General features: G+C 52.8%; 16 protein-coding genes. 8 read left to right on the forward strand and 8 right to left on the reverse strand.

Annotated elements, in window-relative coordinates; all coding sequences use genetic code 11:
- Nucleotides 1-3: 3 nt before the first annotated feature.
- Complete coding sequence (yihU, locus tag OGY83_RS01975; RefSeq protein ID WP_123269192.1) at nucleotides 4-900, reverse strand: sulfolactaldehyde 3-reductase; 897 nt, start codon at nucleotides 898-900, stop codon at nucleotides 4-6.
- A gap of 166 nt (nucleotides 901-1,066) precedes the next feature.
- Here yihU and OGY83_RS01980 point away from each other — a divergent pair, with 166 nt between their 5' ends.
- The 6 genes from OGY83_RS01980 (at nucleotide 1,067) to fabY (ending at nucleotide 5,791) form a co-directional block, all read left to right on the forward strand.
- Nucleotides 1,067-1,963, forward strand: coding sequence for a sugar kinase (locus OGY83_RS01980; protein ID WP_123269191.1), 897 nt, complete (start codon nucleotides 1,067-1,069; stop codon nucleotides 1,961-1,963).
- 33 nt (nucleotides 1,964-1,996) lie between these two features.
- Nucleotides 1,997-2,800, forward strand: coding sequence for a DeoR/GlpR family DNA-binding transcription regulator (locus OGY83_RS01985; protein WP_286635102.1), 804 nt, complete (start codon nucleotides 1,997-1,999; stop codon nucleotides 2,798-2,800).
- Between the two features lie 105 nt (nucleotides 2,801-2,905).
- Entirely contained in the window at nucleotides 2,906-3,505 is a 600-nt protein-coding gene (gene yihX / locus OGY83_RS01990; protein WP_123269190.1) for a glucose-1-phosphatase, read from the forward strand.
- A complete protein-coding gene (locus OGY83_RS01995) occupies nucleotides 3,499-4,371 on the forward strand; it encodes a virulence factor BrkB family protein (RefSeq protein WP_079939294.1) in 873 nt (290 codons plus the stop codon). The genes yihX and OGY83_RS01995 overlap by 7 nt, the downstream gene beginning before the upstream one ends.
- Nucleotides 4,368-4,805, forward strand: a complete 438-nt coding sequence (dtd, locus tag OGY83_RS02000) for a D-aminoacyl-tRNA deacylase (RefSeq protein WP_003825289.1) — start codon at nucleotides 4,368-4,370, stop codon at nucleotides 4,803-4,805. Before OGY83_RS01995 ends, dtd begins: the two co-directional genes overlap by 4 nt.
- A 44-nt stretch (nucleotides 4,806-4,849) precedes the next feature.
- Nucleotides 4,850-5,791: a fatty acid biosynthesis protein FabY gene (fabY, locus tag OGY83_RS02005; protein WP_003825286.1), complete on the forward strand. Its 942-nt coding sequence runs from the start codon at nucleotides 4,850-4,852 to the stop codon at nucleotides 5,789-5,791.
- Between the two features lie 18 nt (nucleotides 5,792-5,809).
- Here the strand turns inward: fabY and OGY83_RS02010 are convergent, their stop codons facing one another.
- The 3 genes from OGY83_RS02010 to OGY83_RS02020 all read right to left on the reverse strand — a co-directional run bounded on the left by OGY83_RS02010 (nucleotide 5,810) and on the right by OGY83_RS02020 (nucleotide 7,578).
- On the reverse strand, nucleotides 5,810-6,256 hold the full coding sequence (locus OGY83_RS02010) for a helix-turn-helix domain-containing protein (protein WP_079939295.1): 447 nt from the start codon (nucleotides 6,254-6,256) through the stop codon (nucleotides 5,810-5,812).
- Nucleotides 6,253-6,564, reverse strand: coding sequence for a type II toxin-antitoxin system HigB family toxin (locus OGY83_RS02015; protein WP_079939296.1), 312 nt, complete (start codon nucleotides 6,562-6,564; stop codon nucleotides 6,253-6,255). Before OGY83_RS02015 ends, OGY83_RS02010 begins: the two co-directional genes overlap by 4 nt.
- An 84-nt stretch (nucleotides 6,565-6,648) precedes the next feature.
- Nucleotides 6,649-7,578 (reverse strand): alpha/beta hydrolase, encoded by a 930-nt coding sequence (locus OGY83_RS02020; RefSeq protein WP_286635107.1) that lies wholly within the window; start codon nucleotides 7,576-7,578, stop codon nucleotides 6,649-6,651.
- 218 nt (nucleotides 7,579-7,796) lie between these two features.
- On the opposite strand from OGY83_RS02020, the gene OGY83_RS02025 reads away from it, so the two are divergent.
- Complete coding sequence (locus OGY83_RS02025) at nucleotides 7,797-8,108, forward strand: toxin HigB-2 (protein ID WP_079939298.1); 312 nt, start codon at nucleotides 7,797-7,799, stop codon at nucleotides 8,106-8,108.
- Nucleotides 8,109-8,396 carry a NadS family protein gene (nadS, locus tag OGY83_RS02030; RefSeq protein ID WP_079939299.1) on the forward strand — a complete coding sequence of 96 codons (288 nt, stop codon included), beginning with the start codon at nucleotides 8,109-8,111 and terminating at the stop codon, nucleotides 8,394-8,396.
- A gap of 43 nt (nucleotides 8,397-8,439) precedes the next feature.
- Here the strand turns inward: nadS and fdhE are convergent, their stop codons facing one another.
- Genes fdhE through fdnG form a run of 4 tightly spaced genes read right to left on the reverse strand, consistent with a single transcriptional unit; the run spans nucleotide 8,440 to nucleotide 13,963 of the window.
- Nucleotides 8,440-9,369: a formate dehydrogenase accessory protein FdhE gene (gene fdhE / locus OGY83_RS02035; protein ID WP_061066954.1), complete on the reverse strand. Its 930-nt coding sequence runs from the start codon at nucleotides 9,367-9,369 to the stop codon at nucleotides 8,440-8,442.
- A complete protein-coding gene (gene fdoI / locus OGY83_RS02040; RefSeq protein WP_003028686.1) occupies nucleotides 9,366-10,001 on the reverse strand; it encodes a formate dehydrogenase cytochrome b556 subunit in 636 nt (211 codons plus the stop codon). Before fdoI ends, fdhE begins: the two co-directional genes overlap by 4 nt.
- Nucleotides 9,998-10,900 carry a formate dehydrogenase O subunit beta gene (gene fdoH / locus OGY83_RS02045; protein WP_003028691.1) on the reverse strand — a complete coding sequence of 301 codons (903 nt, stop codon included), beginning with the start codon at nucleotides 10,898-10,900 and terminating at the stop codon, nucleotides 9,998-10,000. Before fdoH ends, fdoI begins: the two co-directional genes overlap by 4 nt.
- Nucleotides 10,901-10,912: 12 nt before the next feature.
- Complete coding sequence (gene fdnG, locus OGY83_RS02050; protein WP_286635111.1) at nucleotides 10,913-13,963, reverse strand: formate dehydrogenase-N subunit alpha; 3,051 nt, start codon at nucleotides 13,961-13,963, stop codon at nucleotides 10,913-10,915.
- Nucleotides 13,964-14,098 lie beyond the last annotated feature (135 nt).

Genomic DNA, 14,098 nt, shown 5'->3' on the forward strand with positions numbered 1-14,098 from the left:
TCCTTACTTATCTGTGTGTTTATTTAGCCCGGCGGATGCGCGAACCTGTTCAAGAATGGCCGTCCAGTCTTCCCGGCCACGGCCAGCGGCGCGTGCCTGGTTATAGACTTCGCGGGAGGCGGCGCCGAGCGGCATCGGCACATGTAGTTGGTTGGCAACGTCCAGCGCGATGCCAAGATCCTTGTGAGCTAAATCGATCATGAAGGCCGGGGAAAGATCGCCTTTCAGCACTTTGTTCGGCCAGGAGGTAGTGAAGTGGCCTTTCCCGGCGGGGGTGCCGCTCATCACTTGCAAAGCTACATCGAAGGAGAGGTCGAGTGCCTCGCACAACACGGCTGCTTCGGCAGAAAGAGCGTTCAATGCGATACTCATGTAGTTGTTGATGAGTTTCACGCGGATCCCCATACCAGGACCCCCTGCATTGATCAATTCATTACCCATCGCCATCAGAACCGGTGTGGCGCGTTCTACCTGCTGTGCCGTTCCACCTGCCAGCAGCAATAGCGTTCCCGCGATAGCGTGATCGGAGGTGCGTCCAACCGGGCAATCCATCATGTCGAAGCCTTTGGCACGCATATCGGCAATAAGCTTGTCGGTTTGCAGTGGGTGAATAGTCGACATATCAATCACTAACGACTGCGGGGAGAGGCTTTCGCAGATACCCTGCTCGCCGAACAGTACACTGCGTACCAGATCGCCGTTTGGCAGCATGGTGATGACAAATTCCGCCCCTTTTGCGGCCTGAGCCGGATTGCTGGCAGGCTGTGCTCCTTTTTCCACCAGGCGCTGAACGGCATCCGGGTTAACGTCAAAGACGCTGAGTTGGTGACCCTGCTTCAGCAAGTTGCTCGCCATGGGTGAACCCATCTGACCTAATCCGATAAATGCTATAACTGCCATAACGTTCTCCTGAGACGTGGATGTCATTTTTTGTCATTTAAGGTCGTTTGTTTTTGTCTGTTTTTGATCGTATTTGTAATTTATGGTCAAAAAATTGACAGCCGTCACTTTTTAAACATTTTGTGAAATTAAAATGGTCCCATCTTGAAACGCCTAAGGAATGACCATGATTCGTATTGCTTGTGTAGGTATTGCCGTGATGGATCGCATCTATTACGTGGAAGGATTACCGACTGAAGGGGGTAAGTATGTGGCGAAGCGTTATACGGAAGTGGGCGGTGGGCCTGCTGCAACGGCCGCAGTGGCTGCAGCGAAGCTGGGCGCACAGGTGGACTTTATTGGCCGTGTGGGCGATGACGACACCGGAAATAGCCTGCTGGCGGAGCTGGAATCCCTGGGGGTAAATACCCGCTACACCCGGCGCTATGCAGGGGCGAAGTCTTCGCAATCGGCAATTATGGTTGATGCGCAAGGGGAACGGATTATCGTTAACTATCCCAGCCCGGATTTATTGCCGGATGCTGATTGGCTCAATGAGATCGATTTTTCCCAGTGGGATGTGGTTCTGGCGGATGTTCGCTGGCACGAAGGGGCCAGACAGGCGTTCACGCTGGCGCGTCAGGCGGGAGTGATGACGGTACTAGATGGCGACGTAACGCCACAAGATATCAGCGAGCTGGTGGCGTTAAGCGATCATGCTGCGTTCTCTGAACCTGGTCTGGCACGTTTAACCGGGATAAATGATTCTGAAGCTGGACTGAAACAAGCAAAAACGCTCACAAATGGTCATGTTTATGTGACACGAGGGAGCGAAGGCTGTGACTGGATAAAAAATAATACGTTGCAGCATCAATCTGGATTTAAAGTTGATGTTGTGGATACTACGGGAGCTGGAGATGTTTTCCACGGTGCGCTCGCATTCAGCCTGGCTGGGGGCGATGCTCCAGAAGAGGCCGTCAGGTTTGCCAGCGGAGTTGCTGCGTTAAAATGCACGCGTCCGGGAGGAAGGGCCGGAATCCCTGACTGTGATCAAACCCGATCTTTTCTGTCACTTTTTGTATAAAATGCCAGGGCAATGGTTTTTCGAGGAAATTTCATGAGTCTTACCGAACTGACCGGTAACCCGCGACACGATCAACTGCTTATGCTGATTAGCGAGCGCGGTTATATGAATATCGACGAGCTGGCCAGCCTGCTGGACGTGTCCACGCAAACCGTACGTCGCGATATTCGTAAACTCAGCGAGCAGGGATTAATTACGCGTCATCATGGTGGCGCGGGTAGAGCCTCCAGCGTGGTGAATACGGCGTTTGAGCTGCGTGAAGTTTCCTGGACGGAAGAGAAAAAAGCCATCGCGGAAGCGGTGGCTGACTACATTCCCGATGGGTCAACGGTGTTTATTACCATAGGCACCACCGTTGAGCAGGTAGCACGCGCGCTGTTAAACCATAATCATTTGCGCATTATTACCAATAGCCTACGCGTGGCGCACATTCTGTATAACAACCCACGTTTTGAAGTCATGGTGCCGGGGGGAACGTTACGCCCGCATAACAGCGGCATCATTGGCCCTTCTGCCTCGGCATTTGTGGCTGATTTTCGGGCCGACTACCTGGTTACCAGCGTTGGCGCGATCGAAAATGATGGTGCGCTGCTGGAGTTTGATGTCAACGAGGCCAGCGTGGTGAAGACGATGATGGCCCATTCAAGGCATATTCTGTTGGCTGCGGATCATACGAAATATACGGCTTCTGCCGCGGTAGAGATTGGCAACGTGTCTCAGGTGACCGCGCTGTTTACCGATGAATACCCAGGTCCCGCATTGCATAATTTACTCCAGTCACAGCAGGTGGAAATTGTGCAAGTGAGTCCTTCACAGGATGATGCTCTGGCAGTGTAATTCTCCCCAATGATGGCTCGATAAGTTCGTAGCCATCACTCTCGCATAGTCAAACTTCTCCTTTCCCGCTACAGTTATTCATCCACGGCGAATAAGGAGAAGGGCATGCTCTATATCTTTGATTTGGGTAATGTGATTGTCGATATCGACTTCAATCGCGTGTTAGGTACTTGGAGCGATCTGAGCCGTGTACCGTTGGCTTCGTTAAAGCAAAGTTTCACCATGGGAGAGGCTTTTCACCAGCACGAGCGAGGTGAAATAACGGATGAAGCCTTTGCCGAGGCGATATGTCATGACATGGCGCTACCGTTAAGCTATGAGCAGTTCTCCCATGGCTGGCAGGCCGTTTTTGTTGCCTTGCGTCCTGAAGTCATCGACATCATGCAAAAGCTGCGTGAGCAGGGGCATCGGGTGGTCGTCTTGTCGAATACTAACCGTCTGCACACGACGTTTTGGCCGGACGAATACCCCGAAATCCGTCAGGCTGCTGACCATATTTACCTTTCCCAGGATCTGGGCATGCGTAAACCGGAAGCGCGGATTTACCAGCATGTCCTGCAGTCTGAAGGTTTTTCTGCGCATGAGGCGGTCTTTTTTGACGATAACGCCGATAATATTGAAGGGGCTAATCGGTTAGGGATTACCAGCATCCAGGTTGTCGATAAAACGACCATTCCGGACTATTTCGCGAAGTTGCTATGCTAAAAAATGTTCAGCAACAAGCCAGGCACCATACGCGTCCTGTTCGGGCCTGGCTGAAGCTACTATGGCAGCGGATTGATGAGGACAACATGACGACGCTGGCAGGGAATCTTGCCTATGTCTCATTGCTCTCATTAGTGCCGCTTATTGCCGTAGTTTTTGCACTTTTCGCCGCATTTCCGATGTTTTCTGACGTCAGTGTCCAGCTACGTCATTTCATTTTCGCAAACTTTATCCCGGCGACGGGAGATGTCATTCAGCGTTATATCGAACAGTTCGTCGCCAACTCGAACAAAATGACGGCCGTTGGGGCGTGTGGGCTGATTGTGACAGCGTTATTACTGATGTATTCCATTGATAACGCCCTGAATACTATCTGGCGCAGCAAGCGTACCCGGCCTAAAGTTTACTCTTTCGCCGTTTACTGGATGATTTTAACGTTGGGGCCGCTGTTAGCGGGGGCCAGTCTGGCGATCAGCTCTTATCTGTTGTCATTGCGCTGGGCCAGCGATCTCAACACGGTGATTGATAACGTCCTGCGTATTTTCCCGCTGGTGCTTTCCTGGCTCTCGTTTTGGCTGCTTTACAGCATCGTACCGACTACGCGTGTACCTAACCGTGATGCGGTTATTGGTGCCTTTGTGGCCGCGGTGTTGTTCGAAACCGGAAAGAAAGGATTTGCGCTCTATATCACGATGTTCCCGTCTTATCAGCTCATTTACGGTGTCCTGGCGGTGATCCCCATTTTATTCGTCTGGGTATACTGGACCTGGTGTATCGTCTTGCTAGGCGCGGAAATAACTGTCACTCTCGGGGAATACCGCAAACTTAAACAAGCCGCAGAAAAAGAAGAAGCAGAGCAACCATGATTGCATTAATTCAACGCGTAACCCGTGCCAGCGTCACCGTGGAGGGCGAGGTGACGGGTGAAATTGGTCCAGGACTTTTGGTCCTGTTAGGTGTCGAAAGGGATGATGACGAACAGAAAGCGAACCGCCTGTGCGAGCGCGTACTCGGCTATCGAATCTTTAGCGATGCCGAAGGCAAAATGAACCTTAACGTGCAGCAGTCAGGGGGGAGTGTACTGGTGGTTTCACAGTTCACGCTAGCGGCAGATACCGAACGCGGCATGCGCCCGGGGTTTTCAAAAGGGGCTGCTCCCGATCGCGCTGAAGCGCTGTATGAGTACTTTGTTGAGCGTTGCCGCCAACAAGAAATGAATACGCAAACCGGCCGATTCGCTGCGGATATGCAGGTTTCACTGGTTAATGATGGCCCCGTGACGTTCTGGTTACAAGTATGAACCAGCTACCGGTGTGGCCGCGGACAACAAGAGAGAATACGACTATGTATCACCTTCGAGTACCGCAAACAGAAGAAGAATTGGAGCGTTACTACCAGTTTCGCTGGGAGATGCTGCGTAAACCGTTACACCAGCCAAAAGGCTCCGAACGGGATGCCTGGGACGCGATGGCGCATCACCAGATGGTGGTGGACGAAGAGGGAAATCTGGTCGCAGTTGGCCGACTGTATATCAATGCGGATAACGAAGCCTCCATACGTTTTATGGCCGTTGACCCTTCAGTGCAGGAGAAAGGGTTGGGCACGCTGATGGCGATGACCCTGGAGTCTGTGGCGCGTCAGGAAGGAGTCAAACGCGTAACCTGTAGCGCCCGTGAAGATGCGGTCGAATTTTTCGCCAAACTGGGATTTGTGAGCCAGGGAGAAATCACCACACCGCAAACCACGCCGGTGCGTCACTTTTTGATGATTAAGCCTATTGCGACGCTGGACGATATTCTCCATCGCGGGGACTGGTGCGGACAGCTACAGCAAGCCTGGTACGAACATATTCCATTGAGTGAGAAAATGGGTGTGCGCATTCAGCAGTATACCGGGCAGAAGTTTATCACCACGATGCCCGAGACGGGCAATCAGAACCCGCACCATACGCTGTTTGCCGGGAGTTTGTTTTCCCTGGCGACGCTAACGGGCTGGGGACTTATCTGGCTGATGCTGCGCGAGCGTCATCTGGGCGGGACGATAATCCTTGCCGACGCACATATCCGATACAGCAGGCCGATCACCGGGAAACCTACCGCTATCGCCGATCTGGGCTCGCTGAGCGGTGACCTGGACCGTCTGGCAAGAGGTCGCAAGGCGCGCGTTCAGATGCAGGTTGGGGTGTTTGGCGATGACACGCCGGGCGTGGTGTTTGAAGGCACCTACATTGTGCTACCCGCAAAACCGTTTGGCGCATATGAAGAAGGCGGGAACGAGGAAGAGTAGGTCAGAGGATGTAATCATCTACTCAATGAAAGCGTCCGCCGGAAGGTTAAAGCGTTCAGCAAGTGCTTTAATGTGACTTACAGTCAGGGCTCTGCGACCATTTAAGATGTTGCTGACGTTCGATTTTGAACCAAGTTCGTTGGCAAGATCTGCTGCTTTGAGACCATATTGATCCATGAGCGTTCGCAATACTGAAACGCCAGAGGGAGTTTTCTCCAGGTGTTGGTTGAGTGCTTTGAATTCCGGCGCATGTTTTTCATATTCACTGATCCGGGCACAGAGCAATTCAAATAGTGGGTTTTCGAGATCGTTCTGATCGACCAGAAACTCCACTAGCGCTAGTGCCCTGCGATACTCAGTGTCATTTTGGTCTTCCCCCAACAGTGGGATGGTTTTTACCGCATCGCTGAAGGTATCTACGATCTTTTTTGCGCTGGTTGCATCCATCTGACGATGAGTTCTCATTCTTTATTACCCCGATAATATGCTGTCAGTTTGTCATATTCGGCATGGGAAACGATATGTTTCACAAATATCTTATGTGACCTGAAATCTATGTAGGAAATGAGTCTCAGGCTGTTGCCAGAAACATCAATCACCCACCATTTATCTCTGTACTTAAAATTATCCAGTGAATGTATGTACTGCTTCATCTCCTCAGGCCTGGTGAATGTCTTTTTCTCCAGAACATTCAGCAAGTCAGCAAGAGCAAGCTCATGGTTTGGATACATGAGCATCGCCTCATTGAATGGTTTTCGGCTGATAACATGCACGGTGTAGTTCCATTACAAGGTTTTCAACCTGAAAACAAAATAATGCAAAGCAATCAAGTTTTCAAGATGAAAACAAAATATTAATTAAGCATGTCTTCCTGCTTCAGGATTTATGACGCGCCAGGCAACATCCCGCATAACGCTTCGTGCCGCCTGACTCACTCCTGCTAGCTGGAAAAATCCGTGGATAACGCCGAGATAGCGTTGGCAAGTGCACTCCACGCCCTGTTCCTGGAGCTTTTGATACAGGGCCTCACCCTCATCTCGCAATGGGTCGAATTCAGCTGTAATGATGTGTGTGGGCGGTAAACCGTTGAAGTCTTCACGCCAGAGCGGGCTGGCTTCGGGATGCAGTGGATCGGTTTGCGGCATATACATCTCGTAGCCCGACAGCAGCGTGTCGCGGGTGATAATGTAATCCTGTCCATTGTGGACATAGCTCGCAAAGCTGGCGGTTGCGTCCAGCATCGGGTAGATCAGCATAAGCTGCGCAGGTTGCCATTGCCTGGTAGCTTTCAGGCGTAGTGCGGTAACCAGCGCCAGGTGTCCACCCGCGCTGTCGCCTGCAAGCGTAATGTTGTCCCGGTCTACTCCCAGTTTCTGGGCATACTTCCAGATAATGTTGGCCCCGGTTTCAGCATCGTTATGTGCTGCCGGGAAGATGTGCTCTGGTGCGAGGCGATACTGCACCGCAATGACCCGACAGCCGCTGTACCAGGCGAGTTGCCTTAACTGGTTATCATGTGTGGCAAATCCACCGCTGACAAAGCAGCCACCGTGATAATAGATAACGCAGGGGAGATTTCCCGTGCTGCCCCGCGGCGAAATAACGCGAAATGCCATGGCATCGAGTTCAATATCTTCAACCTGTACGCGGGTTTCAGTGTCTCCGGCCAGGACCGTGCTGGCGATATAGCCTGCTCTCCGGTCATCAATATTCTGCTCGCGCGAAGAAGGGCGTCCCGCCGCGATAAATGCCTCAACCAGCTGTGCAATTCCGCTTTCCAGTGCCATTTTTACTTCCCTTTATCTGTATGGATATACAGGTTTATAACCTGAATTACTAAGAATGAAAATGGGAAAAATGGGGGGTTATGGTTCTGGAAAGCTGCTCGCAGATTAAATACCGTCATTGGTTTCTGCTGTTTGAATTCTGTATTGTAAGGAAAATGTACTATACGCCATTGACGTATAGTTAATTTCTATTAATATAGTCCAATGGCGTACTAAAAATGCTATTCATAGAAACGGAAATCTTCACTGAAGACGTCAAAAAATTACTGGATGATGATGAATACCGTAGATTACAGATATTCCTTGCGATTCAGCCTGATTGTGGCGATCTGATACAAGATACAGGGGGCCTGAGAAAGGTTCGCTGGAGAGCGCGAGGGAAAGGAAAACGTAGCGGTGTGAGGATTATCTACTTTCATCAAATCAGAAAATCACAAATTCGATTGCTGCTGATTTATCAGAAAGGGATCAAGGATGATCTGACTCCACAAGAAAAAGTGCTGCTGCGAATGTTGAATGAGGGGTGGTAAATGGATAAGGCACTATTTGAGCGATTAACTCAAAGTATGATTCAGATGAATGAGATCGCTGAAGGAACGCGGCAGCCTTCTCGCACCTTTCATATTGACGCCATGAAAATAAAGGAAATCCGCCAGTCTTCAGGATTATCCCAGACTCGTTTCGCAGATTTGATATCGGTAAGCGTAGATACGTTGCGAAATTGGGAGCAGGGGCGTCGTTCACCGACCGGTCCAGCAAAAGCGTTGTTACGTGCCATTGCCAATGATCCAAAACATGTCATTCAGGCGCTAAGATAATCCCCGGCAGTCTGGTTCAATTGCCGGGGGAGGATCTTAAAACTTACTCCCCTTCACCCGGGAACAGGAACGGGTTGATGGAGCTTCGGGCAAAGCCCTCTTGCTCCATGTGCGCGTCCAGCATCAGTGAAGCGAGATCGTCAGCCACGGCTTCAACTTTAGGGTCTTTTTCCTGATAGAGAATCTTCAGGTAAGTCCCACAGTCGCCGCAGCTTTCAGCTTTAATTGCCGCCTGTTCGTTATCCAGCGACCAGTAGTTCAAATCACGGCTTTGCTCGCAGTTGCTGCACTTCACACGCACCACGTGCCACTCGGTTTCGCAGAGGTTGCAGTGCAGATAGCGCAGCCCCTGAGTAGTACCGATTTGCACCATGCTGGAGACCGGCATTGAACCACACACCGGGCAGTACTGACGCTGCTCACCGTATTCCGCACGGGCTTTGCCGGGGATCAGGCTTGCCATCTGCGCCCAGTAGAGCGACAGGGCAGCCCAAATGAACGGCGCTTTATCGCTGCTGACGGAGGAAAAATCAGAAGCAAACAGCGCGCTGGCCATCAGCTCCAGCTCCTGCTCTGAAGCTTTTTCCAGATTTTCGATCACGGCAAGCGCAGGGCCGCTCATTTCTGGCTTCAGCTCAGCAATTAACGACTGCAGCAGTTTTTGCCAGTGCTTGTCGCGTGGCAGAACGTGGATATCCAGCGGCGGTTTGCCCTGATCGTTCGCTTCTTTGATGCGAGCGGTCAGATCCATCTGCAGCGGATGGTCGTACAGCACAACTTCCTGCGCGTGGGCGATCAGTGCGGCAAAGCGCAGGTAGTCGCCCAGCGGGTTGTTCTCGGCCAGCTCGCGCAGGCGCTCAGCGCGGCGGTTATACAAATTTTTGAGTCTGGGGAATAATAACGGCGGAATCATATCCGCCGTGCGTTTCTCGCTCTTCTCCAGCTCATCTTGCGGGATTATGCGAATACTCATTCAGATGATTTTTCCTGTTTCTGGCGGACTTCACGGTACCAGCGCGGGTGATGTTTCTTCGCCCATGAACTGGTAACCCATCCTTCCACCATCGCGGTAATGGTGCCTTTCACCCAAAGGGCGGCGTAAATGTGCACCATGATAACCACAATTAACGCTACTGCGGCAAATGAATGCAGCATTAACGCGAATCGGATCACCGGGATTGAGAAAGCAGGCGCAAAATACGGACGCCAGATGACCACTCCGCTCACCAGCAACAGGACCAGGAAGATAATCGCCGCCCAGAATACGCATTTCTGGCCGAAGTTATAACGTCCCGTGTCACCTACTTCCTCGTTGACGACAATCTTACGAATATTCTTCGCCCAAAAGATATCATCCCGATTGATTAGATTGTGGTGCCAGTAACGGAAAAACATGATGATAAACGAGGCAAACATGATCACGCCGACAAACGGGTGCACAATTCGCGCCAGTTGCGGAGTGCCCATGATGTGCATCAGCCAGTTAAAGGACGGGAAGAGAAAGCCCATCCCGCTCACCGCTGCCAAAATGAAGCAGAAGGCGGTTATCCAGTGGTTGATGCGTTCCGGCGCCGTGTAGCGCACGATGGTGTCACGTCGTTTCATTTGCGCACCTCGTCTTTTTCTTCATGCAGGTTGTCTTCTTCCTCTTCCGCACGGTTCGGGCCGACACCGACGTAGTGGAAGATACTGGCCGCAAATGTCGCTGCAAAGCCGACGGCTGCGAGAGGTTTCCAGATGCCTTTCCAGAACTTCACGGTAGCGCTGATTTCCGGGTTCTCCGGCAGGCCGTGATACAGATTCGGCTTGTCAGCATGGTGCAATACGTACATTACGTGCGTACCGCCAACACCCGCCGGATCGTACAGACCCGCGTTTTCGTAACCACGCGTTTTCAGCTCCGCCACACGCTCGCCTGCCAGCGTTTTCATCGACTCCTTGGTGCCGAAATGAATGGCGCCGGTTGGGCAGGTTTTCACGCAGGCTGGCTCTTGCCCGACCACCACACGGTCAACGCACAGCGTACATTTGTAGACGCGGTTGTCTTCCGGATTGAGGCGCGGTACGTCGAACGGGCAGCCCGCGATGCAGTAGCCACAGCCGATGCACTGCTCGGACTGGAAGTCGACGATACCGTTGGCGTACTGAATGATTGCGCCTTCAGCCGGACATGCCTTCAGACAGCCCGGATCGGCGCAGTGCATACAGCCATCCTTGCGGATAAGCCACTCTAGTTTGTCGTTCTGTTCCACTTCTGAGAAGCGCATCACCGTCCAGGATTTCGCGGTCAAATCAGCCGGGTTGTCGTACACCCCAACGTTGTTGCCCACTTCATCACGGATGTCGTTCCATTCAGAACACGCCACCTGACACGCTTTACAGCCGATACAGGTGGTGACGTCGATAAGCTTTGCCACTTCTTCCTGATGGTCCCGCGCCTGAGGCGCGGGTGTGAAACCGTTAGTGGCGGAACGACGAATGATGTCTTGCGATTGATAAGCCATAGGTCGTCTCCGTTACACCTTTTCCACGTTCACGAGGAAGGACTTAAATTCCGGCGTCTGCGTGTTCGCATCACCGACGAATGGCGTTAACGTGTTAGCGATAAAGCCTTTTTTCGCCACACCTTCGTAGCCCCAGTGAATTGGAATACCGATAGTGTCGATATCCTGACCGTTGGCCTTCAGCGTGCGAATACGTTTGGTCACCACCGCCTTGGCCTTGATGTAGCCGCGGTTAGAGGAGACTTTGACGGTATCGCCGTGGGAGATACCGAGCTTATTCGCCAGCTTCTCGCCAATTTCCACAAACTGTTCCGGCTGCGCGATGGCGTTCAGCAGCGCATGCTTGGTCCAGTAGTGGAAGTGCTCGGTCAGACGGTAGGTCGTACCGACGTACGGGAACTTATCTGCTTTACCCAGTGCTTCCGCGTCACCTTTAAAGATGCGCGCGGCAGGGTTAGAGATAACGTTCGGGTGCAGCGGGTTAGTCCCCAGCGGCGTTTCAAACGGCTCGTAGTGTTCCGGGAACGGACCTTCCGCCATCTTATCGATAGCAAACAGGCGTCCCATCCCTTCCGGCTGCATGATGAACGGCCCAACGTTGCTGCCAGGTGCGGCGGCACTGTAATCCGGAATATCCATCCCGCTCCACTTCGCCCCATCCCATTTCAGGATCTGACGTTTTGGATCCCACGGATTCCCCTGCGGGTCAGCGGAGGCGCGGTTATACAGAATGCGTCGGTTGAGCGGCCACGCCCATGCCCAGCCCAGCGTATTACCAAGGCCTGACGGGTCGGCGTTATCGCGACGTGCCATCTGGTTGCCTTCCGGCGTCCAGCTACCGGCAAAAATCCAGCAGCCGCTGGAGGTCGTGCCGTCGTCACGCAGTTGGGCGAACGAGCTTAGCTGTTGGCCTTTCTTGACGATAACCGCACCGGTTGCCGGGTCGGTAATGTCGGCCAGCGCTTTACCGTTACTCTCCATCGCCACTTCTTCCGAAGCCGGTTCGTGCGGGGTGGAGTAGTTCCAGGTCATGTTCAGCACCTGTTCCGGGTTCGCGCCACCTTGCTCGGCATACATCTTGCGCAGACGCAGGAAGATACCGGCGAGAATTTCGCCATCGGTAACGGCAATCCCCGGGGCATCCGCGCCTTTCCAGTGCCACTGCAGCCAGCGACCGGAGTTAACGATAGAACCGTTCTCTTCGGCGAAGCAGGTGGACGGCAGACGGAATACTTCGGTCTGGATTTTCGACGGGTCAACATCATTCGACTCACCGTGGTTCTGCCAGAAGGTGGAGGTCTCGGTGTTGAGCGGGTCGATAGTGACCAGGAACTTCAGTTTGGACAGTGATGCCACAACTTTGTTTTTATTCGGGAATGACGCGACCGGGTTAAAGCCCTGGCAGATATAGCCATTCACTTTGCCCTGTTTCATCATCTCGAAGTACTGCAGGACGTCGTACCCTTTATCCCACTTCGGCAGCCAGTCGAAGCCCCAGCTGTTTTCCGCTGTTGCTTTATCGCCAAAGAAGGCTTTCATCATGGAAACGAAGAATTTCGGGTAGTTGCCCCAGTAGTTCACCTGACCTTCCAGCAACGGTTTTGGCGTGTTGGCAGCAAGGTAAGTTTGCAGGTCAGTCTGTTTCTCGCTTGGCAGCGTCATATAGCCTGGCAGGCTTTGTGACAGCAGGCCTAAGTCGGTCAGACCCTGAATGTTGGAGTGACCGCGCAGGGCGTTTACGCCCCCACCTGCCATCCCCATGTTGCCAAGCAGCAACTGGATCATCGCCATGGTACGGATGTTCTGCGCACCCACGGAGTGTTGCGTCCAGCCCAGGGCGTACAGGAACGACGCGGTTTTATCTTTGGCGCTGGTTTCTGCGATGTACTCACAGACCTTCAGGAAGTCGGCCTTTGGCGTACCACAGATGTTTTCTACGACGTCCGGCGTGTAGCGGGAGACGTGCTGTTTCAGCAGGTTCCACACGCAGCGCGGATGTTGCAGGGTGACATCGCGTTTGGCGAAGCCTTTTTCATCCAGCTCGTAGTTCCAGCTGGTTTTGTCATACTTGCGTTTGTCCGCGTCGTAGCCGGTGAACAGGCCATCTTCGAAACCGTAATCCTCACGCACGATCAGGCTGGCGTTGGTGTAGGCCTCAGTGTATTCGCGGTTGAATTTTTCGTTGTTCAGCAGGTACAGCAAAACGCCTGACAGGAAAGCAATGTCAGTACCGGAACGAATCGGAGCATAGAAATCAGCCACCGCAGCGGTTCGCGTAAAGCGTGGATCGATAACAATCAGCTTCGCACCGTTGTGAATTTTGGCTTCCATCGCCCAGCGGAATCCGACAGGGTGAGCTTCAGCGGCGTTACCGCCCATCACCACAACGAGGTTGGCGTTTTTAATGTCGACCCAGTGGTTGGTCATCGCACCGCGACCAAATGTTGGAGCAAGACTTGCTACCGTTGGTCCGTGTCAGACGCGTGCCTGGTTGTCGACCGCGAGCATACCGAGCGCGCGGGAGAATTTTTGCGTTAAATAGCCGGTTTCGTTACTGGAAGCGGAAGCACACAGCATCCCGGTGGAAAGCCAGCGATTAACGGTTACGCCTTCAGCGTTTTGTGCAACGTAGTTAGCGTCGCGGTCTTCTTTCATCAGCTTAGCGATGCGGTCAAATGCCTCATCCCAGCTAATCTGTTGCCACTTATCTGAGCCTGGTGCGCGATATTCCGGGAATTTCAGGCGGCTTTCGGAGTGGATGAAGTCCACAAGTCCTGCCCCTTTTGGGCACAGCGCGCCACGGTTCACCGGGTGATCCGGGTCCCCTTCGATATGGAAGATGGATGCTTTGGCGTTTTTTGCGCCGTCACCGAGGCTGTACATTAACAGTCCACAGCCAACGGAACAGTAAGTGCAGGTGTTACGGGTTTCGCGGGTGCGCAGCAATTTATATTGCCGTGTTTCCGCGAGCGCTACGCCGGGTGCAAAGCCCAGTGCCGCTGCCGTGGTGCCTGCCATACCGCCAGCACAGATCTTAAAGAACTGTCTTCTGCTGACCTGCATGGTTCGCTCCTTGTTTCGACATTGTCACGTTCCCTTCGCTTTTCTTTAACGCGATCGCGAGGGAAGTGGTTGTTATTTTTCTTTGCGGACGGGACCGCAAAGGTCCAGAATTGGGTGAATTTCCCTCCGTCCAGG

The sequence above is a fragment of the Citrobacter sp. Cpo090 genome (assembly GCF_030332665.1).
GTDB classification, from domain to species: domain Bacteria; phylum Pseudomonadota; class Gammaproteobacteria; order Enterobacterales; family Enterobacteriaceae; genus Citrobacter; species Citrobacter portucalensis.